This window comes from Brevibacillus sp. BD137 (assembly GCF_041644655.1).
GTDB classification, from domain to species: domain Bacteria; phylum Bacillota; class Bacilli; order Brevibacillales; family Brevibacillaceae; genus Brevibacillus; species Brevibacillus brevis_D.
Window position 1 is genome coordinate 24,042 of sequence record NZ_JAOTNO010000005.1, and the last position, 25,770, is coordinate 49,811.

General features: G+C 46.8%; 22 protein-coding genes and 1 tRNA gene. 16 read left to right on the top strand and 7 right to left on the bottom strand.

Features of this window, described 5'->3' with window-relative positions; all coding sequences use genetic code 11:
- Position 1 precedes the first annotated feature (1 nt).
- The 6 genes from ODZ53_RS12680 (at position 2) to ODZ53_RS12705 (ending at position 4,098) form a co-directional block, all read left to right on the top strand.
- The gene (locus tag ODZ53_RS12680; protein WP_372677471.1) at positions 2-592 is read left to right on the top strand and encodes a hypothetical protein; all 591 of its coding nucleotides are present in this window, start codon (positions 2-4) and stop codon (positions 590-592) included.
- A 13-nt stretch (positions 593-605) separates the two neighbouring features.
- Complete coding sequence (locus ODZ53_RS12685) at positions 606-1,046, top strand: phBC6A51 family helix-turn-helix protein (protein ID WP_372677473.1); 441 nt, start codon at positions 606-608, stop codon at positions 1,044-1,046.
- Positions 1,047-1,048: 2 nt separating this feature from the next.
- Positions 1,049-1,384, top strand: coding sequence for a hypothetical protein (locus ODZ53_RS12690; RefSeq protein WP_372677475.1), 336 nt, complete (start codon positions 1,049-1,051; stop codon positions 1,382-1,384).
- Positions 1,377-3,149 (top strand): phage tail tape measure protein, encoded by a 1,773-nt coding sequence (locus tag ODZ53_RS12695; protein WP_372677477.1) that lies wholly within the window; start codon positions 1,377-1,379, stop codon positions 3,147-3,149. The genes ODZ53_RS12690 and ODZ53_RS12695 overlap by 8 nt, the downstream gene beginning before the upstream one ends.
- A gap of 143 nt (positions 3,150-3,292) precedes the next feature.
- A complete protein-coding gene (locus tag ODZ53_RS12700; protein ID WP_372677479.1) occupies positions 3,293-3,742 on the top strand; it encodes a hypothetical protein in 450 nt (149 codons plus the stop codon).
- Positions 3,743-3,903: 161 nt separating this feature from the next.
- A complete protein-coding gene (locus ODZ53_RS12705; RefSeq protein WP_372677481.1) occupies positions 3,904-4,098 on the top strand; it encodes a hypothetical protein in 195 nt (64 codons plus the stop codon).
- 366 nt (positions 4,099-4,464) lie between these two features.
- Here the strand turns inward: ODZ53_RS12705 and ODZ53_RS12710 are convergent, their stop codons facing one another.
- Positions 4,465-5,199 (bottom strand): hypothetical protein, encoded by a 735-nt coding sequence (locus tag ODZ53_RS12710; protein WP_372677483.1) that lies wholly within the window; start codon positions 5,197-5,199, stop codon positions 4,465-4,467.
- Positions 5,200-5,454: 255 nt separating this feature from the next.
- Between ODZ53_RS12710 and ODZ53_RS12715 the strand changes: the two genes are divergently transcribed.
- Positions 5,455-5,543: transfer RNA gene (locus tag ODZ53_RS12715), tRNA-Ser, on the top strand.
- A 158-nt stretch (positions 5,544-5,701) separates the two neighbouring features.
- Entirely contained in the window at positions 5,702-7,267 is a 1,566-nt protein-coding gene (locus ODZ53_RS12720) for an acyl-CoA synthetase (RefSeq protein WP_372677485.1), read from the top strand.
- Positions 7,268-7,332: 65 nt separating this feature from the next.
- On the opposite strand, the gene ODZ53_RS12725 is transcribed toward ODZ53_RS12720, so the two are convergent.
- Positions 7,333-9,396, bottom strand: coding sequence for an exo-beta-N-acetylmuramidase NamZ domain-containing protein (locus ODZ53_RS12725; protein ID WP_372677946.1), 2,064 nt, complete (start codon positions 9,394-9,396; stop codon positions 7,333-7,335).
- Positions 9,397-9,619: 223 nt separating this feature from the next.
- Here ODZ53_RS12725 and ODZ53_RS12730 point away from each other — a divergent pair, with 223 nt between their 5' ends.
- The 7 genes from ODZ53_RS12730 (at position 9,620) to ODZ53_RS12760 (ending at position 18,236) form a co-directional block, all read left to right on the top strand.
- The gene (locus ODZ53_RS12730) at positions 9,620-10,447 is read left to right on the top strand and encodes a copper amine oxidase N-terminal domain-containing protein (RefSeq protein ID WP_372677487.1); all 828 of its coding nucleotides are present in this window, start codon (positions 9,620-9,622) and stop codon (positions 10,445-10,447) included.
- 66 nt (positions 10,448-10,513) lie between these two features.
- A complete protein-coding gene (locus ODZ53_RS12735) occupies positions 10,514-11,137 on the top strand; it encodes a sporulation protein (RefSeq protein WP_372677489.1) in 624 nt (207 codons plus the stop codon).
- Between the two features lie 122 nt (positions 11,138-11,259).
- The gene (locus ODZ53_RS12740) at positions 11,260-14,466 is read left to right on the top strand and encodes an AfsR/SARP family transcriptional regulator (RefSeq protein WP_372677491.1); all 3,207 of its coding nucleotides are present in this window, start codon (positions 11,260-11,262) and stop codon (positions 14,464-14,466) included.
- A 128-nt stretch (positions 14,467-14,594) separates the two neighbouring features.
- Positions 14,595-15,206 (top strand): TetR/AcrR family transcriptional regulator, encoded by a 612-nt coding sequence (locus tag ODZ53_RS12745; protein WP_372677493.1) that lies wholly within the window; start codon positions 14,595-14,597, stop codon positions 15,204-15,206.
- Positions 15,203-16,393, top strand: coding sequence for an HlyD family secretion protein (locus ODZ53_RS12750; RefSeq protein WP_372677495.1), 1,191 nt, complete (start codon positions 15,203-15,205; stop codon positions 16,391-16,393). The genes ODZ53_RS12745 and ODZ53_RS12750 overlap by 4 nt, the downstream gene beginning before the upstream one ends.
- Complete coding sequence (locus tag ODZ53_RS12755; protein ID WP_372677497.1) at positions 16,383-17,561, top strand: ABC transporter permease; 1,179 nt, start codon at positions 16,383-16,385, stop codon at positions 17,559-17,561. The genes ODZ53_RS12750 and ODZ53_RS12755 overlap by 11 nt, the downstream gene beginning before the upstream one ends.
- Positions 17,562-17,723: 162 nt before the next feature.
- Positions 17,724-18,236, top strand: coding sequence for a YpuI family protein (locus ODZ53_RS12760; protein ID WP_372677499.1), 513 nt, complete (start codon positions 17,724-17,726; stop codon positions 18,234-18,236).
- A gap of 79 nt (positions 18,237-18,315) precedes the next feature.
- Here the strand turns inward: ODZ53_RS12760 and ODZ53_RS12765 are convergent, their stop codons facing one another.
- The 5 genes from ODZ53_RS12765 to ODZ53_RS12785 all read right to left on the bottom strand — a co-directional run bounded on the left by ODZ53_RS12765 (position 18,316) and on the right by ODZ53_RS12785 (position 23,865).
- Positions 18,316-19,716, bottom strand: coding sequence for a S8 family peptidase (locus ODZ53_RS12765; RefSeq protein WP_372677501.1), 1,401 nt, complete (start codon positions 19,714-19,716; stop codon positions 18,316-18,318).
- An 86-nt stretch (positions 19,717-19,802) separates the two neighbouring features.
- Positions 19,803-20,573 (bottom strand): Cof-type HAD-IIB family hydrolase, encoded by a 771-nt coding sequence (locus ODZ53_RS12770; protein WP_372677503.1) that lies wholly within the window; start codon positions 20,571-20,573, stop codon positions 19,803-19,805.
- A gap of 114 nt (positions 20,574-20,687) precedes the next feature.
- Positions 20,688-21,803 carry an ABC transporter ATP-binding protein gene (locus tag ODZ53_RS12775; protein ID WP_064203302.1) on the bottom strand — a complete coding sequence of 372 codons (1,116 nt, stop codon included), beginning with the start codon at positions 21,801-21,803 and terminating at the stop codon, positions 20,688-20,690.
- 112 nt (positions 21,804-21,915) lie between these two features.
- Positions 21,916-22,923, bottom strand: a complete 1,008-nt coding sequence (locus ODZ53_RS12780; RefSeq protein WP_372677505.1) for a PucR family transcriptional regulator — start codon at positions 22,921-22,923, stop codon at positions 21,916-21,918.
- A gap of 42 nt (positions 22,924-22,965) precedes the next feature.
- Complete coding sequence (locus ODZ53_RS12785) at positions 22,966-23,865, bottom strand: metallophosphoesterase (RefSeq protein ID WP_372677948.1); 900 nt, start codon at positions 23,863-23,865, stop codon at positions 22,966-22,968.
- Between the two features lie 162 nt (positions 23,866-24,027).
- On the opposite strand from ODZ53_RS12785, the gene acsA reads away from it, so the two are divergent.
- Positions 24,028-25,743, top strand: coding sequence for an acetate--CoA ligase (acsA, locus tag ODZ53_RS12790; protein ID WP_012685818.1), 1,716 nt, complete (start codon positions 24,028-24,030; stop codon positions 25,741-25,743).
- Positions 25,744-25,770: the final 27 nt, after the last annotated feature.

The window sequence follows — 25,770 nt, forward strand, 5'->3', positions numbered from 1 at the left end:
GATGGCACTAGAAACAGTGGACGAGATAAAAGCAAAGACGGAGGAGCACCGACAACGAGTCGCATCCAGCCGAATCGCGAAAGGTCAGCCGCCCGAGCCACCGGAGAAATTCGTACCGATTCCGCTCGGAATCATCTTGGCGGAACAGTTGGCACCGTTTTACAAGATCGCGGTCCAGTATGCGGCAATTATCGCGGCCGGTTCGTTGGTTCACGTTGACACTTCGAAATTGGAGAAGTACCGCGAGACGGCTAAGTTGGCGTGTATGTGCATCGGGTTTCACTCCGGTCTTATCGCGAGCAGCGTAGAGTGGTGTCTGCGAGAGATGGACGAGATTAACGCATCCATTAACGAAGGTAAAGAAGGTGAGATTGACAAAACCTCCAAGATGCGCAGGTTTAGTTTCTTCTTGGAACACTTAAACAAGTCACCATGGGCTGATACCTACGATTATAAAAGCGCCGAGCCTCACCATATTCGAGAAGCCAAGATAAAAGCGGAAGTTGAACGGCTAAAGAACGATCCAGAAGTGTATCAAGCGGAACTGGATGCCGCCTGGCGTCATTACCGCGAGATTGAGCACTTAATATAAGGGGCTGATGAGCATGGCAAAAAGAAGAGCAGATATTGGTCGGAGTTTGACTGACCAACAAAGACGAGCGGCCCAAGACCTTGTCGCGAATGAATTCTGTGAGTTATCAAGTGGAAAGAAACTAACCAAGGATGAGCTTGCGGAGAGGATCGGTATTTCCAGGTCTACGCTTTACGAATGGATGAAGATTCCGGAGTTCAATGAGTACCACCGTATGATCTCACGCGATAAGCTACACGCTCACGGAAGCGAGGTGGATGCCGCTCTTATAAAACTAATTCGTATGCCGGAGCCACGTATAAAAGCGATCGAACTATGGTACAAGTTGCAGAGGGAACTCGCGGATGTCCATGTAATCGAGCATGAAAACGAATCGAAATTGCCACGTAAGTCTGACGCAGAGATCGCGGCGGATATCCACAAACTGGCCGAGATGGTGAACGGGGAGGAATAACGATGGACCTATACAAAATCGGTGAAATCGCAGAGGACGGACTGAACCGTCTCACCGAAGTCCTGGCGCGAACTCGACCGTTCAACGCGGCAGACTACGTACAATTCTGTCAGGCTATCGCGGAGTTAAAGCACGATGAAAACGCAGATGTAGCGCTTCTCGGGCGCAAATTAAACGAGATACACGCGCTTATCAAGCGAATCGATACTCTACGCAAAACGATGCCGGAAGGGGCGCGGCCGATCCGCAAGGGTGCGGTAGATGTCCTGCGATTAATTTCGACCTGCAATCGGGCTCTCAAGCGCATCTCAAGGGAGGTGGCGGTAGACGGTGTTTAATCTTGTTGGACGACTCACGTTAAAAGACGGGGCTTCATCCGTTTTAAAGCAGGTAATGGGCGGGCTCTCGGCTACCGCGGCACTCGCCGGAACTACCGCACTTGCTTTCTCATCCCTTAACAAGGCAATGGATTATGAAAGTCAAATGTCCTCGATTAAAGCGCTAACAGGGGCATCCAGTGCAGAAATGACGCGGATGTCGAACCTTGCAATGGAGATGGGGGCCTCTACCAAATATTCGAGTTTACAGGCAGCGGAGGGAATCGAAGAGCTCCTCAAGTCCGGTCTGACTCCGGCAGCGGTCGAAGCGGGTGGACTGGAAGCAGCGTTAAACCTCGCCACGGCGGGTGGACTTGAGCTCGCGGAAGCATCCGAAATTATGTCGACCTCGCTGAACGCATTTAAACGCGAGACTCTCGCGGCGGAAGAAGCGTCGAATATCCTTGCCGGAACCGCAAATGCTTCGGCTACGGACGTTCACGATCTCCGGTATGCTCTCGCGGAAACGTCGGCGGTTGCGGCTGCTGTCGGTATGTCGTTTAAGGACATGAACACGGCGCTCGGGATACTTGCGAATAACGGCATCAAGGGAAGCTCCGCTGGTACTGGTCTAAAAACGATGCTGGGACGTTTACAGCCAACAACAAAGGAAAACATTGCGTTATTTAAGAAGCTTGGGATTATTACGAAAAGCGGAACGAACCAGTTTTATAACGCGAAAGAACAGCTTAAAGACCTGTCGGAAGTGTCTGATGTCCTGAAAAAATCGCTAAATGGAATGTCGGACATGAAGAAAAGCGCCGTGCTCCTACAAATGTTCGGGGAAGATGCTCAGAAAGTAGCGACCATTCTTGCGACGGACGGTGCGGACGGCGTGCGTAAATTCCACATGGAAATGTCGAAAGTAACGGCCCTTGACGTAGCCAAGCAGAAAATGGACAACGCAAAAGGCGCAATGGAGCAGTTGGGCGGCGCAATTGAGACAATACAAATCTCTGCGATGCAACCATTACTTCCGGTAATCAAGGACCTCTCGCTAATGTTTGCCGATATCGCGACTCAGTATGGTCCGGCGATTACGGCTACTTTCGAGGATATGGGAAAGAGCATCCGTGACTTTATGGACCCGTACGTTAACGACCCGAAAAAGTGGGAGGTAACGGGTCAGGCAGAATTTAAATTCAAGCAGGCAGAAATAATGGACCGCCAGATGATGAAACCTACGCCATTCTTCGACGCTCTAGTGGGGCGATTCGACGAGTGGTATGAGGATAGCGGAAAGCAGATGATGAAGGACGGAGCGGCGAGGGTCGCGAAAGACTTCGGCACATTCCTTGAAGAAAACGCGCTAGATATCGCAAAAGCCGGACTTACAATCGGGGCCCGAATTGCTACGAGCGTTTCGCAAGGCCTCCGAAGTGAGATGGAAAATAGCGCATTGGGCAAAGCGATCCTCAACGCCAATCCTGCGCTCAATCTCGGTGATAAAGCCGGGAATCAGATATGGGAATGGCTCTCACCGCAGCCGAAGAAACCGGATGAAAAGGCCTATCATGGGATTTCGTATGTGCCTCGTGACGGAATGACCGTCCAGATGCATAAAGGCGAAAGAGTACTAACAGCGAAGGAAAATCGCGAGTATTCCGGTGGTTCTGGCGGCGCGCCAGTCGTGAACATCTCGATGAATGGCGTTACTATACGCGAAGAGGCGGACATAGACAGGCTCGCGTACAGATTGGCACGGGAAATGCACGCACTTGCGTAGAATGACGAAAGCCCACGGCGAGAGATCGCTAGTGGGCGTTTTTTGTTTCCGTTAGACAAGCCAGTCATGGCTTTGGGAGGTATTTCCAGAGGACTGTCGAAAGTAACGATAGTTAAGTAAACTGCTGAGGAGATGTATTTTACATGGATGAGGGATTTACTCAAATTCAAGAGCATTTTTTTGATTATTTAAGGGAGTTAAATGATGTTTCGGCAGTAACACTTGCTATACATTTGCACGTAGAGTATTTGATAGACCGGTTGATTAGGGAAAAATCACCTACAGCAAAGGAAATATTAACTAATAGCCAGTATACATTCTCTATCAAGTTAAATTTAGTGTATAACATGGGCCTCATACCTGAGTATATTTTCACTAACATAAAGAAACTTAATAAGTTAAGGAATGGAATTGCTCATAATTTAAACATCGACTTAAGTAAGCAAGATTTGAACTTTCAGAGAGATGATAATAACTCATACGATGTTAGAGTAGTAGAAGGAGATATCAATAAATTAATGACTCTCGCAGCGTATACTTTTGGTTTTCTTGACTACCATTGTTCACGAGAACACGGGATCAGAGATATGTAGTCGCTTCGCACGTTCTATTTGGAACGCTTACGCCCTGGTGACGGATTTAATTTCCATTACTAGGGCGTTTTTTATTAGTATTGTCTTAGTTTTTGGATGATTGTACCAATATTCGATTTGTTGTAAAGTAATATGAATAAAAAATTTTGGAGGTAATTTTCGTGATCAACGCTAAACCCGTCTCTATTCGTGCGTACATATCAATGTTCCAACTCGAGCAACTCGTGGGTGGTGGTGACTTCTGGGCATCTCTCATCAAAGACGACAACTATTATGTTGAAATTGACGTTCCTTGGTTTTCGATTGCAAAGGTTCAAAATGAAGAAAACAAAAGGATGATCATGATCAAAAAGTAAGACTAGAGTTATAGCCCACTACGTTGCCTGAAGTGGGCGTTTCTTTTTTTGTCCTAAACCAGCGGAGTACATCGAGCCTAGCGGCTTGTGCCGATCACTACCGTTAAAGGAGCGTACCCACTCGTGACCTACCGCTCGACCCGTCCTTCTACTATACCGTATCCTGGCGCGATGCCTCCGCAATCCGCCGCGAGCTCGACGAGCGGTTCATTCCGTACGAGATTCGTTCGTTGCCGGACGGCAGGATCGCGTTTATATTTCCGGATTTGCCCGTACCTGTCTACGCTCGTGTGCGGAAAATTTTCGGAGGGAACGGAATCCCTATTGATAAATTCGATGAGTGGGGTGCAATTGTTCAATCTTATGTTAATTTTTGAACTTTCTGTTTTGCATAAGGAAAGAAGTTTGTGGAATAAGAATTTCATCTTCAAATGGTCTTAAATCGTGATGAACAGGCTCAATTCTTACAGAACTCCCAACTAAAGATGAATAATCACGCTTCATTTGTTGATACACGTTGCGAAATTCTTCGTAATTGCTCATCTCGCTATGGTAAAGACTAAGCAACCATTCGCTATTAAAATAGGTGAAAAAGTTTACCTTAATCAGTTCAGGATTAGTAAGGGCTTCGGCTCTTGCATCGATTCCATATACCTCCCTAGCACTTTCAATTTGCGCGTTAATTAGAGACTCAGGCACGTGTAATCCCCAATTTCTAGCGTTGTTTAAACGCTTTATAGCATCTTTTATTTCGTCACTCAATTTAGGTAGCGACCAATCTGCACCTCTTGATATCCTTCTTTCAGCGATTTCTCTGAACTTTTTATAAGATGCCGCGGATTCTGAGTGATCCCCAATTAGATTTAGGAGATAGCCAGGTGCATACTGTAATGCGTCATTATGCCTCTCATAAACATACGCTGGTATTTTACGTTGCGAATATTCGGCAACGCCTAGTCGTTCCATATCTCTCTTTAGTTCGTTTAAATGTTGCTTTAATCCACGTAGTCGTTTATCTACAGCAACGATCAGAAAGCGTAAGTAGTAAATGAAATCTATCTTGGTATTCAAATCAAACCGCTTATGATTTACTTTTGTCATCCAATAACCTCCGAATCTAGTCAAAATTGCTCTTTACATAAAAATAATCATTTACCGGAATATAAGCAACTTCTAATTAGATTACGGATGTCCATAACGTCGATTGATACGCTTAAACCGCCGTGGAAGTGACGAAGTTACACCGTAGTGATATAATAATGTTAGCGTCCGAGTACGCTATAGGTTGACGAGTTCGCTACGTAAGTTTACGTTTGGTGAACGGTTAGGATGCCGTCAAACTACGCTACATTATACGGAGGGATACCGAAGTGGTCATAACGGGGCGGTCTTGAAAACCGTTAGAGTGCAAGCTCACGCGGGTTCGAATCCTGCTCCCTCCGCCATAAATATTAAATGAACCGACTCCAGTTGAGAAGCTGGGGTCTTTTTTATGGTCGAGCGCTTTGAGAGTTGGTTGTCGGTTCTTTTTTGTAAAAATATCAGAAAATAAAGAAAACTACTATATAATGGAGAGGAGACTATAAGTGATGGGGGAATTTGCATGTTCGAAGCGCAAAGGGTTCGTAGAAATGCACTTGGCGATATTTTGCGAAGAAGTCGTGGACGAAATCCTGATAAGCCTGCCCTATACTTTGAGGAAGAAGTATTGACCTACACGCAGCTTGATCAGCTTGCAAACAAGACAGCTCATTCGCTTCTTTCAAAAGGCTTGCAAAAAGGGGAACGGGTAGCAGTATTGTCACGTAACTCGATGGATTTTGCGATTCTAAACTTTGGGATAGCAAAAGCAGGGGCCATCATGGTGCCGATCAACTTCATGTTGAATAAAGAAGATGTCGCCTATATTTTCGGTCATGCGGAAGTGAGCGCGTGCTTCGCAGCTCCCGAATTCTTGCAGCTCGCCCAAGACGGACTCCAATTAGCTGGAATTTCCCCCAAGCTGCTTTCCCTCATGTCCAAACCAGCAGAACGAGCAGGGGAATGGTTGCCTTTTCGCACGCTGATTGAAGCGGCAGACGACCACGAGCCTGAAGTAGACATAGTGGACGAAGATGTTGTGCAGATTTTGTATACCAGCGGAACGGAATCAAAGCCAAAGGGCGTTATGCTCACTCATAAAAGCATTATCTCCGAATATGTCAGCTCGATTATCGAAGGCGGGATGACGCAGGATGATGTGGCTGTTCATGCACTTCCCTTGTTCCATAGTGCGCAGCTTCACTGCTTTTTGGGACCGTACGTGTACTTAGGTGGAAGTGGAATTATTTTGGAACAGGCAACCCCTGCGTTGATGCTACAGACAGTAGAGGCGTATAAGGCGACTCAGTTGTTTTGCCCGCCAACCGTGTGGATTGCTTTACTGCGGTCTCCCGATTTTGTCGCGCGTAATTTGAGTTCTTTGCAAAAGTGCTACTATGGGGCAGCAATCATGCCAGTAGAAGTGTTAAAAGAGCTCGGGAAACGCCTCCCAAACGCTCAGTTTTACAATTTTTACGGCCAGACGGAAGTGGCGCCATTAGCAACTGTGTTACAACCAAAGGATCAGATGAGAAAACCAGGCTCTGCAGGTAAGCCAGCATTAAATGTGGAAACGAAAATCGTCGATGATGACGGGAATGAAGTCCCTCGTGGAAGTGTTGGTGAAATTGTACACAGGACCAGCCATGCGATGCTGGGGTATTTCCGAGATGAGGAAAAGACACAGGCTGCCTTCCAAGGAGGGTGGTTTCACAGCGGGGATTTAGGCATCATGGATGACGAAGGCTATATCACGGTCGTTGACCGGAAAAAAGATATGATTAAATCGGGGGGAGAGAACGTAGCAAGCAGGGAGGTTGAAGAGCTTATTTATCAACATCCGAAAGTGTCAGAGGTCGCTGTGATCGGAGTTCCCCATCCGTTCTGGATCGAAGCAGTGACGGCTGTTGTTGTCCCAAAAGCGGGTGAGTTACTGACTGCTGACGAGATGCTTGCTTTTTGCAAAGACCGCCTTTCCTCCTTCAAAGCACCCAAATATGTAGTGATTGCTGACAATCTTCCTCGAAACCCCAGTGGAAAAATCTTGAAAAGAGAGTTGCGCCTCCGATACGAAACACTGACGACTTAGCCAGTCACAAGGTCTAAAGCACAGAAAAACCCGCTCTGTTATGGAGCGGGCTTTTGCTGCTGTGATTATTTGACGTTGGAAACAGTCGGGCGATCTGCTTGAATGACTTCAAAACGATAACCTTTTGCTTTCAAGTACGAAATGATTTGGGGGAGAGCTTCAGCCGTTGGCGACTTGGTGCTGGAATCATGCATCAAGACAACGATTTCTTTTTGTGACTTTACTTGCTGCTTTACATTTGCCAGTGCCTGTGCGGCTGTGTACTTGTTGCTCCTAGCATCGCCGTTTGTTACATTCCAGTCGATAAACGTATAGCCACGTTGGTTCGCCTCTGCTTTGATCGCATGCATCACGGTCTGCTGCTTGTTATAACGTGTGGGATCTTGATATTTCAAACTAACGGTATTTGTACTGCCACCTGGATAGCGGAACACGGTTGGTTTTACGCCGATTGCCTTTTCAATCATTTGACTACCTTTTTCCATGTCTGCAAAAAAGCCATCCATATTTTTGTAAAGAAGCTGATAATTATGGGAATACGAATGTCCTCCCACCGCATGTCCTTCAGCTACGATCCGTTTGAGAATGGCCTCATGACCAGCTACCTCACGGCCCACAATAAAGAAAGTGGCTTTGACTTGATTCGCTTTCAGCGTATCCAAAATGCGTGGAGTGACAGGTGAAGGTCCATCGTCAAAGGTTAAATAGGCGATCTTCTCAGAAGACTTCGGTGTCTGAGGGATCGGTTTTGTAGCTGGTTCAGGCTTCTTCGTTTGATTGGTCGTTCCTTTTTGTTTGTCAGGCTGCGGTGAAGTCGGTGTCTCTGGTTTTGCTGGCTTAGATGGTTTCGGTTGTTCTGGTTTCGGTTGCTCCGGTTTCTTTGGTTGTTCAGGCTGCTTTGGTTGCTTCTGTTGAAGCGGCTGCATCGGGATAAACGGTTCATCGCCATAGATCAAATATTTTTGCCGCAGCTCAACAAATTTCTTAAGATCCGCTTCATAGGAGGAAACAATCTCCTGAGGGGATTTGCCTTGTTCGAGAAGCAGACCGATTTTGTTGGTACCCATCACCTTGTCGAACATGGAGATTTGCATACTCGTACTTTTTGGTATAGGGAATGATTGTAATTGCTTGGCATAAGCTAGCGCGTAAATACCTGTTTTTGCCGGGTTAAACTGATGTGGATCGTTGATCTGAAGGCGGACGCCCCCAGCAGTTCCTTTCGTCTCAGGAATAAAGATGACGCCAGGCAGAAGACTTCCATTTAACAGATCGGCGTACTTGTGCGAATCTAGACCCTCTGCCCCGATCCAAGTGAAATGGTCGCCTTGTCGAAGGGGGGTACCCTCACCCAAACCAGTTGCCATATACCCGAAAACCGAGGTCAAGTTAGGGAGATGCGGAGAACTCGGAATCCAGGCCAATCCTGTCTGTTGATAAATCAAGCTACGTGTATACCCTTGCATCGGAATAACGGTTAGATCTACACCGATGGTACGATTGAAATACAAGGCCAGCTCTCCGATGGTCATGCCATGTGCAAGCGGGAGGGTATCCACTCCGATAAAGGAACGGTAAGGTAGTTCAACTACTGGCCCCTCGACAATCGTTCCACCGAGGGGATTCGGTCGATCCAGTACCATTACTTCTTTTCCTTGTTCTTTTGCTGCAGTCATGGCGTATTGCAAGGTAGATATGTATGTGTAGGTTCTCGATCCAATATCCTGCAAATCGACGAGAAGAATATCAATGTCTTTGAGCATTTCCGGTGTCGGCTTGCGAGTTGATCCAGACAAGCCGTAGACCGGAATAGCGTAGACGGGATGAACAAAGCTCGTTACCTGTTTTCCTGCTACCGTTTTTCCGTCGAGGCCGTGTTCAGGTGCATAGAGAGCGGCTAAATGGACGGAGCGATCTCGTCGTAACATGTCGATCGTGCTAACCATTTGACTGTTCTGACCTGTTTGATTCGTAATTAATCCGACTTTTTTGCCTTCGATGAGATAGTGGAACTGATTGAACAGTACATCACTTCCCAATTGGATGGCAGTCGTATTGGCGGAGCTTCCTACTGGAGGAATTAAAGTTAAGATAAGTGCCAGGATGAGGAAAGGGAGAAATTTATTCATCATTCATTGCCTCTTTCAAGATAAAATACTGTCGCTTCTTGTCTATTGTAACGTTTTTGGAAAGCAAGATGGTTGCATTTTTGTAACAATTTGAAATTAGGTCAAAAGGAGCAGAAAAAAGTAACGAAAAAGAGGAGGGGGATTAGGAAAAAATGTTCTTTTGAAAGGGTTTCTACAGGAAAATCTTGAAACAGCCTTCATCCTATAGTAGATTAAGAATCGTGTGAACCTTTTTGGAAATGGAGTGAATGTATTGCTGAAAAAAGTAACCTCATTACTGCTCGCAATTGCCTTGGTACCGATGGCAGCGTTTTCTGCAGCGGCAGCGACTGCACCTGTAGTGCCTAAAACCGTACAGAATGCTGTTAAGGTGGAGTACAATAAAAAACAAATTGCGTTTCCTGACCAAGCACCTATTATCTCCCAAGGGCGGACATTGGTTCCGATTCGTCCGATTGCAGAGAGTCTTGGATTTGAAGTGAAATGGAATGAACAAACTCGTACCGTTACCATCAACAAAGGGAAAGATAACATCAGATTGGTCGTTACTCAAAAAATTGCCAACAAAAATGGACAAACCATCAACCTCGACGTACCTGCACAGATTGTGAACAAGCGTACTGTAGTGCCTGTTCGTTTCATCGCGGAAGCTCTGAGCTACAAGGTTGAATGGGATCCGAAGACACAAACGGTATTGATTGCGGATAATGTGAACCCTAATCAAGTCGGCCAACAGGAAAAGCCGAAAGATCCAGCAAAGCCTGGAACAGACGAGAAAAAACCCGATACACAGGTAACATTGTTCGATAAAGCGAGTATTGAGGGTAAAAAAGTGAACGTCTTTGCTTATTACCAGGTTACCGGGAAGGTTGAAGCAGGTTCAGAAGTTGTCGTCATCGTCGGAGATGACACATATGAGGTTACAGTAAATAAGGATGGCACCTTCAAGTTCCAACTGGAAGGTGAGCATGATGGCATTCGTAGCTTTACTTTAAAAGCAGAAAAAGATGGAAAACAAGATACAGTAGATGGTGAGTTTATCGCTCAATAAGGCAGCTACTTCCTGAGTAAGAACACCTCCTGCACATCACACTAAGTGCAAGGAGGTGTTTTTGTTGTGAGACGAATAAGTAGGAGTATCGTTGCTGTACTCCTGTTTGCCGGCTTGCTGACAGGGTGTTCGCCTAACAAAGAACAGGGCACCGAAGATCAGAACGGAAATCAGGCCAAATTTGAATCTCTCGGAATTAACTTCCAGAACGATAACGTCGGTAGGGACAAAGGACCGGCAGCCATGATTAGCCAAAAGAGGGTTCATCAGCGAGAACCGCAGCTGGTGACGTACTTGGAAGGGCGTGCGGAAAAGCTGCCCGGTGTAGCCGATATCAAGGTATTAGCGTACAAGGATAACTTGATTGTAGGTGTGCTGCCAGTTGATACACCAAAGCCTGACGAAGTCAATCCACAGACGTCGATCCCGTATACGCCGGGAAAAATTGTGCGAGTCGATAATGGACATCCAGATTCGCTGCACAGACGTGTTGTGAACCGGATGAGGTCAAGCTTACAGGCAGAAACACGCTTTAACATTTTGTACGTGTCTACCAATCGCGCTGTTTATGACCGAATCGCAGATTTGCATTCACGAATTACGAACGGAGAGCACATCAGTGACGAGGAATTTCAAGTCCTGTTAAATGATATTGGATATACGGTTATTGGATATAATTTAGTGGATTGAAAGAGCACCACCTGGACTCCCGGGTGGGCTTTTTGTCGATTAAGGGTCAAATGGCAGGAGAATAGTTAGAAATGGGGAAATAGTCAAAGAAGAGCAGGAGAACGGCAAGGAGTGCACATTATATGATTCCAATCCACATCCCTATATCCAAAATAACTCCTCCAGGACAGAAGCCATATGTTTTACGGCGGCCTGCATTGGCAAAAAAATTACGCCTGTTGAAATATACGCAGATTTGTCTCATTCATGCAGGGGCAGGCTATGGCAAAACGACTTCTTTGGCTACATTTCTACATGATGAAGCACTGGCTGCGTCCTGGTTTACCATTCAGGATGGAGACGATGCCCTTCTTGCGTTTGTCATTTGTCTCGTCGAAAGTGTTCGGCAGGTTCATTCTGGTTTTGGGCAGGTATTGAAAGAACAATTCAAAGACATCACTGAGCAAAGTCCGGTGCCGTCGCTAGACAGTAAAGTACTGGTCGACTGGTTTGTCGGTGAATGCGTAAAGCTCCAGGCTGACCACATACTTGTTTTGGACCATTTCCAACGAATTGAGAATGGGAGTGAAGTTGATCAATTTGTTCAACGATTAGCTGAGGCGCTTCCACAAAAGGTCAAGCTGGTTATCTTAACGCGTTCCCGACCGAAATGGTCCAATCTCGACTTGTTGTCCGCAAGAGGAGAGTGTCTGGAGCTTACAACCAATGACCTTTCTTTTACGTTGGAGGAGAGCGAGGCCTTTTATTCTGATCAATACGACATCACGTTGTCCGAAGAAGATTGGAGTCGAGTCGAAGAGGTGGCGCAAGGCTGGGTGATGGCGCTGCGAACTTTTGGTGAAATGGTAACGAGGGGGCAGACGGTGTCCGATAGTCTGCGTGAGCTATCCCGATTGTTGCATTTGCTGGAAGTAGAAGTATGGACACAGCTGGATGCAGGTATGCAGCGCTTCTTGATGGAGGCAGCGGTTCTCGAACAATTCGATTTGGAGGATTGCAAGCAAATACTCGGGGAGGGATGTATCGAGCACCTGTTGGAAGCACAGCGTTGTCATCTTTTTCTGCATGTCCAAGCAGATTCTCATTATTCCTTTCATCCGCTATTTCAGCGTCTCCTGTCGAGCAAGCTGGCTGCGAATCAAGCGACGTACGTGCATGTAAATCAAAGGGCCGCAGGATGGTATAGACGTAAAGGGGACGAGGCAAAAGCTTTTGGGCGGTTGCGTCTTGTTGAACAGTGGGAGATGCTGGGTGAGTGGCTGTGCCAAGCATCAGAAAGGTTGCTGCAAGCAGGGAAGCTGGACTTTTTATACGAGTGGATAACGCTGTTACCAGAGCATATCAAGTGCGAAGAGCATTGGCTGTTGTTTTATCAGGGCGAGGTAGAACGCTATCGCTGTCTATATGCGAAATCCTTTGCTTCTTATGAGCAATTTTTGAAACAATGTGAACAAAAGCAAGATCAAATCGGATTGTGCCGCGGGTTGGAAGGGCAAGCACGCGTCCATCTCGACAGCGTCCAAGGCGTCCGGGCCGAAGAGCTGCTCAAGAGGGCAATTCAACTTTTGCCCCCATCTGAACAAGAGAATGAGATGGCACCGAGGCTATACCGCTTGCTGGCAGAAATTTATACGAATCGCGGAGATGCCAAACAGGCGGCAGCTTGGTATGAACGGAGCCAGGAATTAGAGCAGCAGACGGAGGTTGAGCTAGAATCACGCCTGTTGTTTCGTACTGGCCGACTGCAGTCCTCCATCCAGCTCTTGGAAAGTAAGTGGCAGGTAGAACAAGGGAAGCATCCCCCACTGACCAGATCGTATCGGGAAACCTCTTTACTGCTATCTTTTGTGTATGCATTGAATGGCGAATGGGAGCGAGGGTGGGAAGCAGCAGAAACTGCCATACAACTCGGACGTGCGGCGCATTCCCCTTTTGTAGAGGCGAATGGCTATGTTCGAAAAGCGCATGCGGCCCTCATCAGTCAAACATTGCCTACGGACGAGATTCGCGAGCTTTATGAAAAAGGTTTGCAAATCATGGAGGAGCTCCAATCCACACGCGGAAAGTCAGAAACGCTTCTGGGACTAACCTTGCTTTATGCAAGAGAAAAGGCACTCGACCAAGCGCTTCTGTATGGCAACAGGGGAATACAAGAGACAGAGGCAATGCGCGACGACTGGTTAGGCAGTCTGGTACGTATGGCTATTGGGATTGCCTATGCCAAATACGGGAAAGAAGAGGAAGCGTGGGCCACCTTTATCGATTGTGCCGACCGACTCAGTCACTGCGGGGATAGCTATAATGTCGTCATTTGTCAATTGTGGCTGAGCTTCTTGGCTTATCGCAAAAAACAATGGGATTTGTTTGTACCTGCGGTGACGCAAGCTTTGTCCTTGATGAAGTCCGGTGAATATCAATTCCTTTTGCAGAGACCAACGCTGCTTACACCGCATGATGTACAGCAGCTGATGCCGATTCTGATTGAGGCAGAGCGCCGAAAGGTATCGCCGGATTACGTCTCTCAGCTGTTAAATGATTTGGGCTTGCAAAACGTGACATTCCACCCCGGGTATACCCTTCGTATTCAGACACTGGGCGCCTTCCGTGTATGGCTGGGAGAGCGGGAATTGAGCGAAAAGGCATGGCAGCGTGGGACGGCCAAGCTGTTGTTTCAGCTTTTATTGACGAAGAGACACCATTTGTTAGCCCGGGAAGAAATCATGAACCGACTTTGGCCAGACAGTATCGAAGAAGCAGCCATTCGCGATTTTAAAGTATCGTTAAATGCATTGAACAAAGCCCTCGAGCCAGATCGTGCTGCCAGAACAGACACATTCTTCATTCAACGCCATGGCAGCTCTTACGGTTTCAACCTGGCATCAGGCTACCATATGGACGTCGAAGAGTTCGAGAAGCTCGTTACACTGGGCTTGGCAGAATCAGATCGGCGTCAGGGGGCTATCCTGTTGGAAAAAGGGCTTGCCTATTACTTGGGCGATTACATGCCAGAATGCCGTTATGAGGATTGGTGTGTAGAAGAGCGTGAGAGAGTGCAGACGCTGTTTTTACGCGGAGCAGAAAGGTTAGCCAAAATCTTGCTAGAGGACGGGCAGTTGGAAAAAACGATCCGCTGGTGTGAAGCGATTCTGCGGGTGGATGATTGCTGGGAGGAGTCGTACCGCTTACTTATGACTGCGTATTATCAGCAAAATAATCGCACACAGGCAATCCGCTGGTATGAAAAATGTGTAGCAAAACTGAGGGAGAACCTTGGTGTCGCGCCGATGCCTGCAACGATGGAGACTTACCTTCAAATTATAGAGAAGTAAAAGATCGCCCACAAAGCGATCTTTTTTTTGTACATAGAGCAATGGCTGCTTGACAAAACTAGGAAGTATTCGTAATATAAATTTTGTACTGACCAGTCAGTTCAAAAGATCGAAAGGGGACAGGAGTGATGGCACCATCCAAAAAAGATCAAATTGCAAACGGAGCTTTAACCGCATTTGCCCAATTGGGGTATAGCGAAACGACCATGGATGCAATCGCGGAAATGGCACAGGTGGCAAAAGGAACCCTCTATTATCACTTTTCCACAAAGGAAGAGCTGTTTTTGTACGTGATAGAAAAAGGCGTGAAGATGCTGATTTACCATGTAGATCATGTAATGCAGAATGAAGAGCTTTCCTTGGAGGATCGTATTCTGAATGTGCTGGATGAGCATCTTCGCTTCTTTTCCGAGAATCAAGATTTGTGTTTCCTGTTGCGGAGTGCGTTCTCAGGAGATGGACAACGCGACAGGATGGTTGGCAATCTGCTAGGTGGCTATTTCAGCACGATGGAGTCACACATGCTAGAACTGCAGCAGCAGGGGTATATCCGGGCGGATATCGATATTCGCACACTTGCTTCCTCGTTGTTTGGCATGGTTGGTTTTACCGTACTTCGCAAGCAGTTTCGCAAAGAGCCAGTGAACAGTGCCGCAGATAAACAGACACTTCGTTATTTGCTGTCAGGAATGTTCCAAAATAGTCTAGAGAAATGTAAAACAAGAGGAGAAGACAGATGAACAAACGTGCATGGATCGGTGTAGGTGGCTTTGTAGTGAGTATTGCAGTACTTGGAACCGTATTGTTTGGTTCGAATGTGAGTAGCATGGCTGGTCAGAATACAACGAAATTAGCAGGTGTAATCGAAGGAACAGAGGTCGACCTCTCTTTTAAAATGGGTGGTTCCATCGAACAGCTCTCCCTGAAAGAAGGAGACGAAGTAAAGGCAGGGCAAGTAGTTGCCACGCTGAGCAGCGCGGAAATCCTTGCGAAGAAGGAACAGGCTGAAGCTGCTTACAAGCTTTCACTCGTCAAGCTTGATCAGGCGAAAAAAGGAGTATCAGTGACAGATAGCTCCAGCAATGCCCAAGTCGACCAAGCAAAAGCAGTAGTCAACTCGGCGCAAGCGCAGCTTGACGCAAACAGAAATGGAGCGCGTTCAGAAGAAATTACGCAGCTCAAAGCGAAATTACAAGCAGCACAAACTTCGAATCAAATTGCCGCGACGAATTTGGAACGAATGAGGAAATTAATGGCGGAAGGTGCCGTTCCACAAGTGAAAGTGGAAGAGGCGCAGATGCAAGCAGATAAAGCCCAAGCGGAGTTTAAAGCAGCAGAAGAGCAGTTGAAAATGGCTCAAACTGGATCGCGCAAAGAGCAGGTCGATGCCGCACAAGCACAACTGGATCAAGCAAAAGCTGCATACAACCAAGCGGTAGCAGGGAGAGGTCAAGTAGGCTTGAAGGAGCTGGATGTTAAATCAGCAGAAGCGAACGTCATGCAGGCAAAAGGTGCACTGGCTGAAATGGAAGCCTATGTGAACAACACCAAGCTGACAGCTCCAGTAGACGGTATTGTAAAAGCAGTTGCCGTTCAAAAGGGAGAGCTGGTTTCGCAAGGCTTCACTGTATTGACGATCCAAACAAAATCAGACAACTATGTCAAATTTTATGTAAATGAATACATGCTTTCGAATGTGAAAACAGGCGATCAAGTGAAATTGTTTGTCCCAGCCCTGAACAGAGAAGTAGACGCCAAAGTGGTTACTGTAGCTCCTGCTGCTGACTTTGCCGTAAAAAAAGCGACACAAGAACTCGGTGATCGTGACATTCGTTCCTTCCAGGTGAAGCTATTGGTGTCCGATTCGGAATTGCGTCCAGGTCTGACGGTTGAGTGGCATCTTGAAGGAGCTGGTAATGGTGAATAGTTTCTCTCACCTGTTCTGGAGCGAATGGAAAAATCTTTTTGCAAACAAAACCATTCGGAATATTCTCTTCCTCGTTCCACTGATTTATTTGACGATGTTCGGCTTTCTGTACAGTGAGAAAAAAGTGATGGAGATCCCTACTGTGATGGTGGATGCCGATCAAACCGAATTGAGTCGTGAGCTCTACCGCGCTTTTGAGGTCGATCATACATTTCGGATCACGTCAATCGTAGGAACAGAAGAAGATGCAATGAAGTTGGTTGACAAGGGCGAAGCAAATATCGCCCTGATCATACCTGCTGGATTAGAAAAGGATGTAAAGGCTGGGAGAGAGGCAGAGGTACTGACTGTTATCGACGGCAGTAACATGATGATTTCGAATACGGCAGTTCGAGCAGCGAATACAGCAATTAAGTCTGTTTCAGCAGGAACCACGCTGAAGAAGATGGAAGCAATTGGCGGATGGGGAGAAAAAGGGAAAAACATGTTTACGGGTATCGACTATCGATACAGAGTGTTGTACAACCCGACCTTCAGCTATCTGTCCTTCATGGTATTCGGTCTTGCAGGTACAGTGCTTCAGCAAGTACTGTTCCTTGGAATCGTATTGTCCGTTGCCCAGCAAAAAGAAGAGGGGACCTGGAAGGATACACTCTCTCGCCATAGCTTCTTCGCGATCACGGCGAGCAAATTGTTGCCGTACTTTCTGGCAGGAACCCTCAACATGTTCCTCGCGTTTACACTGTTGTTAAAAGGTTTTGATATCCCTTATTACGGAAGCACGTTTGATCTAATGCTACTGGCTACCATGTTTAACTTGGCGGTGTTGGCTATCGGGTATGCCATCTCCTTTGTGTCCAGCAGCCAGCTCCAAGCTACTCAGATCGGAATGATGATTGCAGTCCCTTCTTTCATGCTATCGGGTTATACTTGGCCAATCATGTCGATGCCAACAGGGATTGCTGCGATTGCAAAATCTTTGCCGCTGACCTATTTCTTGGGTGGTGTAAGGGAAATTTTGTCGAAGGGACACGGGCTGTCAGCTGTCATGAACGACTTCATGGTTCTCGGTTTCATGACACTCATCGGGTTGTTCGCAGCCTATGTCATTTATTTGTTGCAGATAAGGAAAAGTAAGGGGAAAGTTAGAGAACAAACGGCGGCATAAGTGGAAGGATTTGGCTGCGCCAGAGTGATGGCGTAGCCTTATTTTTGTTTACAAGGATCTTGTTTGGCAGTCAAGTTGTATAAAAATAAACCTTGTGTAATAAATAATCTCTCCTTTATACTTATTATAAAAAAGCAGATTCTTCAACACTAGGGGGACTTTATGTCAGCGACTCATCTAAAGCAATTGTGCGAGGAGACGTACACCAAGTTGAAAAAGGTCAGCATGGAAGTAGAGCGTTTTTTGAATCAGGTTACCTTATCTGGTCTTGTATCCGCATCGGGTGATCCTGAAGAATTTGAAACGTATTACCGTAACTATCTTTCCGACTTGCGCCACCTATTAGTCTACTGCGAAAATGCATACGAAAGGCTGGGAGTATCACTCCGACGCGCACGATTTCATGAGGAGTTTGCCGAGGAAGTATTATATCAGGTATACCATACCTGTATAAATAACTTCTATTACCCCAAAGGTGAGGTTTACGAAGAAGATGGTCGGTTGGCCTATACGGGTCAGGACTGTATCATTTTTCGCAAGCAGGTCGTCCCTGAGTTGCAGCAGTTGACCTTATCCTTGTCCAGAGTGTTCGAACAGTTGCGGAATGATTTGCAGTATTACGAGACAGACTACATAGCGAAAAAACAAATGCAACAAGAAAAAGCACGAGCTTAAAAAAGCCGTGCCTCTATACAAATGGAAAAAGGTGGAATGGACCACCTTTTTTATTTTTGAGCTTTTTTGCTCACTAATCTTATTGCGCACCAAAACGCAGACGTTGAAAAAACTTAGTGAGCAAGCCGCCGATTGTTTTTGGAGGCTGTTCCGTTTTGACTTCTTCGACCGGCTGGGCTTGACGAAGGGCCTGATTCACATTGATCATCCCGTACCCGTATAACTGATCGTGGCCCGGGGCTCCAAGGTCAGTTGCAGAATGTCTAATGAGATTCATCACGTCTTTGGTGTTCATATCGGGATGAACGGAACGGATAAGCGAAGCGAGTGCAGCGACGTGAGGACAAGCCATCGAAGTACCTGATAGCGAGGCATAGTCGCTGTAAATGTACGTGCTCGGAATATCGACCCCAGGAGCAGATACATCTACATAATCACCAAAGTTGGAAAAATCCGCGCGTTCTTTACGGTGGTCGACAGCGGCAACGGCGAGGACTTCATCATAGGCCGCAGGATAACTAGGCTGATCGCTCGCATCGTTTCCGGAAGCAGCGACTAACACGACATTATTATCAAAGGCATAGCGACAAGCTTCCCGTAGAGCAGCAGAGGAGGTGTAGTTGCCTACGCTCAAGTTGATAACATCGGCTCCGTTATCCGTTGCCCAATAAATCCCGTGTGCAATGTCTACAGCTGATCCCGAGCCGTCTGCGCCAATGGCTTTGACCGGCATGATCTTGCTCTTCCAGGACATCCCGGCAATGCCATCACTGTTATTCGTTTTCGCTGCGATGACCCCAGATACGTGGGTTCCATGCCCATTATCATCCTCAGGTTTGTTACTGCCATCCAAAACGTTATAGCCTTTGACCAGCTTTCCAGCAAATTCTGGATGCTTCATATCCACACCTGTATCGACGACTGCTACGATAACATCACTGCTACCTTCACTGACATCCCAGCTTTTCTCCATGCCGATTAGAGGAAGATTCCATTGGTATTCCTTGTAATACGGATCGTTTGGCTTCACGTTCGGGAGTAAGAGGTAATTTGGCTCGGCATATACGGAGTCAGGATGTTCAGCCAGTTTTTTCATGAGCTGCTTGGTAGTCATGCTCTTTGATTTGATGATGAGAAATTTGTCAAAGTCGCGCTTGATCTTGGCATCCAAAGAGGAAACAAGCTGATCAATTTTTTCTTGCTTGGGACGAGGGGAAAAGCGCACGACGACTTCATTCTCTACATAATGACTGCGGTCACGTTGGTTATGATGAAGCGTTTGGATATGACTTTTTTTCTCCAGGTCACGACGAACGTCTTTTACCTGTTCAATGTAGTTAATCCGTGGAATTCTCGCCTGAACGGATGTCACGCGGGGATGAGGTTCGCGCATTTCCTGTTCTGCATGCTGATTCATCCGAAACGGGACAACTACGAGACCGACCAAGGCAATAGCGGCAACAAAAGGCCAGACGCGCAAAAAAACTCACTCCCTCCAGTGCTGTTATCTATATCGTGCACATGAAGGGAGTGTTTATGAAGGAAATAGCTTACAGTTTAACGTGACTAGATTAAACCAAGCTTTGCTAAACCATGTTGGATGCCATTATCGTTTACGTGGCGCGTGATCATATTGGCGAACGGCTTCAATTCTTCATGAGCATTCCCCATCGCTACTCCCATGCCAACAAAGGAGAGCATCTCTTTATCATTCAATCCGTCTCCAAAGGCAACAGCATCCGCTTGAGTGAGTCCAAAATGTTTTAAGACAGCTTCAATTCCTTTTGCTTTGGAGCCGTTCGGGGGCAAAATATCCATGCAGTGTTCATGCCAACGAATATAAGAGACGTCATGGAATTCACCCGTGTATCTCGATTCATCTGCGCCACAGTAGAGAAATGCTTGATAAATCGGCGTTTCCTCCCAGTAGCGATGGCGATACGCTGGGTATTCCAGTCCCAACCAATCAAAAGACTCGATGATATGTGGGTGGTCCATTGCATTGGCATAGAAGTGATCTGCACTCAAAAATACCATCGGATGGGAATGACCCTCTGCCATTTGTTCGAGCTTTGCTAATGTATCTGTCGCAATTGGCGTGTGCTGGATGATCTTCCCTTCACTCTGCACATACGACCCGTTAAAGCCCACGAATGTCTCAATGCCCAGTTGCTTAGCGATTGGCATCAAATGATAAGGAGCTCGGCCGGTTGCGATCGCGACATGGACACCGTTTTGTTTTAATGTTTGTACGGCGTCCACCGTTGTTTGTGGAATAATGTGATCGGTGTTCAGTAAGGTTCCGTCAATGTCAAAAAAGACGATTTGATAAGCCACTTCTTATCCGCTCCTCTCCACGTTCTCTCTCTCGTTGTTTTCTCTCTATAAAAGGTTTTGCACAAAAAAATAGGAAAAGGAATGCCGACTGGGACACTCCTTTTCATTTCGCTATTAGAATACTGCTACTTCTGTCTCGCTGTCAAATACATGACATTTGGCAAGATCCATCGCTAGTTTTACCTTCATCTTTGGTTTTAGCGCTTCACGAGAATCCACGCGCGCCACCATCTGGGTATTCCCGATATTGTGGAAATAGACGTACAATTCGGAGCCCATGTTTTCTACGACTTCAACTTCTGCTTCCAGTGTGCTCTCAAATGGATTTGCTTCCATAAAAGAAGCGTCGCTGTAAATATCCTCCGGGCGAATTCCAAAAATAACCTGCTTATTTACATAACCTTTTTCCCGTAAAGTCTTGGCTTTATCTTCTGGGAAGCGTACATGAATATTTTGCGCATCAAAATAGAGTGCTCCGTCTTTCTCGGAGAGATTCCCTTTCACGAAGTTCATCGCAGGGGAGCCGATGAAGCTCGCGACAAACAGATTGACTGGATGATTGTAGATTTCAGTCGGGGTTGCCACCTGTTGGATAAGACCGTCCTTCATGACGACGATTCGGTCTCCCATGGTCATGGCTTCCGTTTGATCGTGCGTCACATAAATGATCGTGGTATTCAAGCGTTGATGCAGTTTCAAAATTTCCGTGCGCATTTGTACACGGAGCTTTGCATCGAGGTTGGACAACGGTTCATCCATCAAAAATACTTGCGGCTCACGCACGATCGCACGGCCTAGTGCGACACGCTGTCTTTGCCCCCCGGATAGCGCTTTTGGTTTCCGGTCTAGCAAATGCGAAATATCGAGGATTCGCGCTGCATCTTGAATGCGCTTATCAATATCGGATTTGGAGAATTTGCGCAATTTCAGGCCGAAAGCCATATTTTCGTATACATTCATATGCGGATAGAGTGCATAGCTTTGAAACACCATGGCGATGTCGCGATCTTTGGGAGCTACATCGTTGACGCGGCGATCGCCTATGTATAAATCACCTTCCGAAATCTCTTCCAGACCTGCAATCATGCGCAGCGTGGTAGATTTTCCACAACCAGATGGTCCGACGAGAACGAGGAATTCGCGATCTTGAATTTCCAAGTGAAAATCGTCAACTGCCGTAACGTTGTTTCCATATCGTTTATAAATGTGGGAAAGACTTACCTTAGCCATGAAAAAGGCACCTCCTCGGGATTGTGAAGAGAGAAAATTCTTGGATGACTATAAGGGTAGGGTACCAATTCACATGCAGGTTGGATATGGACAGTATATACAAAATGTTTTGTTAATTTTGACGAAAGAGGAGGTAGAGCTGTAGCAAGACGGCATCAGGAAACAATCGCGGGTCTAATCCGGTTTGTTCCGTCAGCTTGTCCAATCGATACAACAGTGTATTCCGGTGAAGGAAAAGTTGTCGTGCGGTATCGCTTACATTCAATTGTCTGGCGAACAACGTATCTAATGTTTCCAGTTGTTCATCTGTCATGTGCGGAACAGTTATGACAGCGGACAGCTCATTTGCGAGAGCGGCTGCTATTTCTTTGGGGAGAGAAGCTGCCCATCGTTCTAGCGGATAAGACCAATCTCCAGCGACCATCATTTGTGGCCGATAGGCTTGAAGGGCACGAGCTAGTGATAATTGCTGTAAAAGAGTGTCGCCCAATGCAAGTGGATTCGTGATTGGCGATCCGACAACAAGGCGAACAGGTTCCATCCATTCCATCGAAATCAGATCATGTAGGCCAGATGCCCACTCTAAAAGCTCTGGGGCCGTTTTTTGATGATCGAGTATGGAGACAGGGACGACGAGAAGGGCATGTGTTTGTGTTAACGGAATGAAATCGGGTACGCCTTCAAAAAAATCATGCAGCAAGGGCTGCAAAAAATCCCATTCGCCCTTTCGATCCGGTCTGCATCGCTCTAATAAAAAGGAGACGCGCGCTTCTTTCCACGGCCATTTTGCTTCCAGCTGAGCAGGGATGGCAACAGGGGAGCCGGAGACTATGCTTGAAAGCCAATTGGCTATCTGTTTTGGGAGGGGAAGCGTCGCTGGATCATCCAGATGAGGAAAAATCAGATCCAACAACGCTCGGGCTGAAGCATGCCAGGATGCCGTTTCGATAAGGATCATTGTCATCAAATCTTTGCTCGAATGGACGGCAACTTGCTCCCAGCCTTTTTGTCCCCAATCCTGCTGGGCTCGTGCTGCTTCTGTTTGTGAGACTTGTACATATTTGATAGGTAAATTCGTCGCTTGTCGGATGTGCTCGACATCTCTCTTCCAATTTTCCACAAGGTGACCTCCATCTCGACACGATAGTAAGACTATTATACCTTAGTCGAGGGCGAGCACGGCAGCGGTATCTTGAAGAGCCGGTGCTGGAGAGGCTATCTCATGAAGTGGAGCATCACTGCCCAGTACATGCAAGGTGATCTCGGGGCGGGAACGCAGACGGATGTTTACCCCTGTTTGCCCCAAGCCCTCACTGATGTAAAAGGGTCGACCATCCATCTCGTGAAGACCTTTCACGATATTTTGCTTCGGAAGTTTCCCCATCTTTACAAGATGAAAGGGGCAAGGCCAATGGATCTGTCCTCCGTGAAAATGCCCTGACAACAAATAATCGTAAGCATACTCCTTCATGTGCAAAACTATATTAGGATCATGAGTCAAGACGAGCCTTGCTCCTGTCTCGGGAACACCGAAGAAAGACTTGGCGAGGTTGCTATGGCGCGTGCTGAAATCATCCACACCGATAAGGTTCAGGGGCTGCCCGTTGTGATAGATTGTTTCATTTTCGTTGACAAGAACACGACAGCCAATTCGTTCCAACTCTGATTTTAACTGTGCAAGCTTAAAAGGGGTAAGCACGTAGTCGTGATTGCCAAAAACTACATAAGTTCCGAGTGTCGGCTGTAATTGCTGAAGACATTGCACAAAAGCAACTGCCTTCGGAATGTTTTTGTCGCGGTCGAGCAAGTCTCCGGTAATCGCAATCAGGTCTACCTGACGCTGCGAAAAGTCATCGACAATGCGCTGGGGCAATACAGATAAGTTTTCCATGTGCAAATCAGACAAATGCAAGATCGAAATCGGCTCAAAATCATGCGGTTGTTGAAGGTGCCGGGATTTTTGCAAGGGTATTGCTACTTCCTTTATTTGAACATCGAATGTATTGCGATAGGCCCGAAAAAGCAACAAAGCGATAGCGCCAAGTAAAAGAAACCAGATCATCAAGGTCAGCCATCTCCTTTGTGGTAAGAATACTGTCCATTATACAAGAAAAAGTTCGCAATCGAATAAGTAGGTTCTGGCAGGAGGAATTACGCAAAAAATGTAGAAATATTATGAATGTTGCGTAGTGAGAAAAACGATGTAGAGTGGGAGAGTGAAGACATGAACGTTGAGAAAATTCCAGCAACGGAAGGCCCTTATAATCTGAAAAATTATGACGAAACATATGCGAATTTTGATTGGGCAGATGTGGAGAAGCAATTCTCTTGGTATGAAACCGGGAAAGTGAACATGGTGTATGAAGCCATTGATCGACATCTCGCTACTGATCGGAAAGACAAAATTGCTTTGATGTACAGCAATGCGACGAGAGACGAGACCTATACTTTCGCGCAATTAAGCGAATTATCCAATAAATTCGGGAATGTTTTGCGGAATTTGGGCATTGTAAAAGGAGACCGCGTTTTCGTCTTTATGCCGCGTTCGCCGGAGCTTTATGTAAGCGTTTTAGGCACAATCAAGGTTGGCGCAATTGTAGGACCGCTGTTCGAGGCGTTCATGGAAGCGGCTGTGCGTGATCGTTTGGAAAATAGCGAAGCCGTTGCGATCGTTACGACACCTGCACTATTGCCACGCATACCCGTTAACGACCTGCCTGCCTTAAAACACGTGATTGTTGTAGGTGCAGAAGAGGAGCTAAAAGAAGGCCACATCCGCTTTGAAAAAGCGATGGAAGAAGCCTCTACCGAGCTGGAAATCGAATGGGTTGATCGTGAGGATGGAATGATCCTTCATTACACCTCAGGCTCAACGGGCAAGCCAAAGGGTGTTCTGCATGTTCACAATGCCATGATCCAGCACTACCAAACTGGGAAATGGATTCTCGACTTGCAAGAGGATGATATTTATTGGTGCACAGCCGATCCTGGCTGGGTAACGGGTACTTCTTATGGCATTTTTTCACCTTGGTTGAATGGAGCAACAATTGTTGTACGTGGCGGACGTTTCACTCCGGAAGACTGGTATAAAGTCATTGAGAAGAACAAAGTATCGATCTGGTTCAGTGCTCCGACTACGTTCCGTATGTTCATGGGGGCAGGGGATGAACTCGTCAAGCAATTTGACTTATCCAGTCTTCGTCACGTCCTGAGCGTTGGAGAACCGCTCAATCCGGAAGTCGTACACTGGGGCATGCGCGTGTTTAATCAACGCATTCATGACAACTGGTGGATGACGGAAACAGGTGCTCAGCTGATTTCTAACTATCGCTGTATGGCGATCAAGCCTGGATCGATGGGTAAGCCGTTCCCAGGTATATACGCAGCGATTATTGACGACCGTGGAAATGAGCTGCCACCGAATCGAATGGGGAATCTGGCAATCCGTACAGGTTGGCCAGCTATGATGAGACAAATCTGGAACAACCCAGCGAAGTACGAAGAATACTTCAGCATCCCAGGCTGGTATGTATCCGGGGATTCTGCATACAAGGATGAAGAAGGCTACTTCTGGTTCCAAGGCCGTATTGATGATGTGATCAATACTTCCGGTGAGCGAGTCGGTCCGTTTGAAGTAGAGAGCAAGCTCGTGGAGCATCCAGCAGTAGCAGAAGCAGGCGTCATTGGTAAACCAGATCCGGTTCGTGGTGAAATTATCAAAGCATTCATCGCGCTGCGAGCTGGGTATGAGCCAAGTGAAGCGTTGATGGAAGAAATTCGCAAGTTTGTGAAAGAAGGACTGGCTGCACATGCTGCTCCTCGTGAAATCGAATTCCGCGACAAGTTGCCAAAAACGCGTTCCGGAAAAATCATGCGCCGCGTCTTGAAAGCGTGGGAATTAGGTCTACCAACTGGTGACCTGTCTACGATGGAAGATTAATCCACAGGAAAAACCATCTCTCGAATG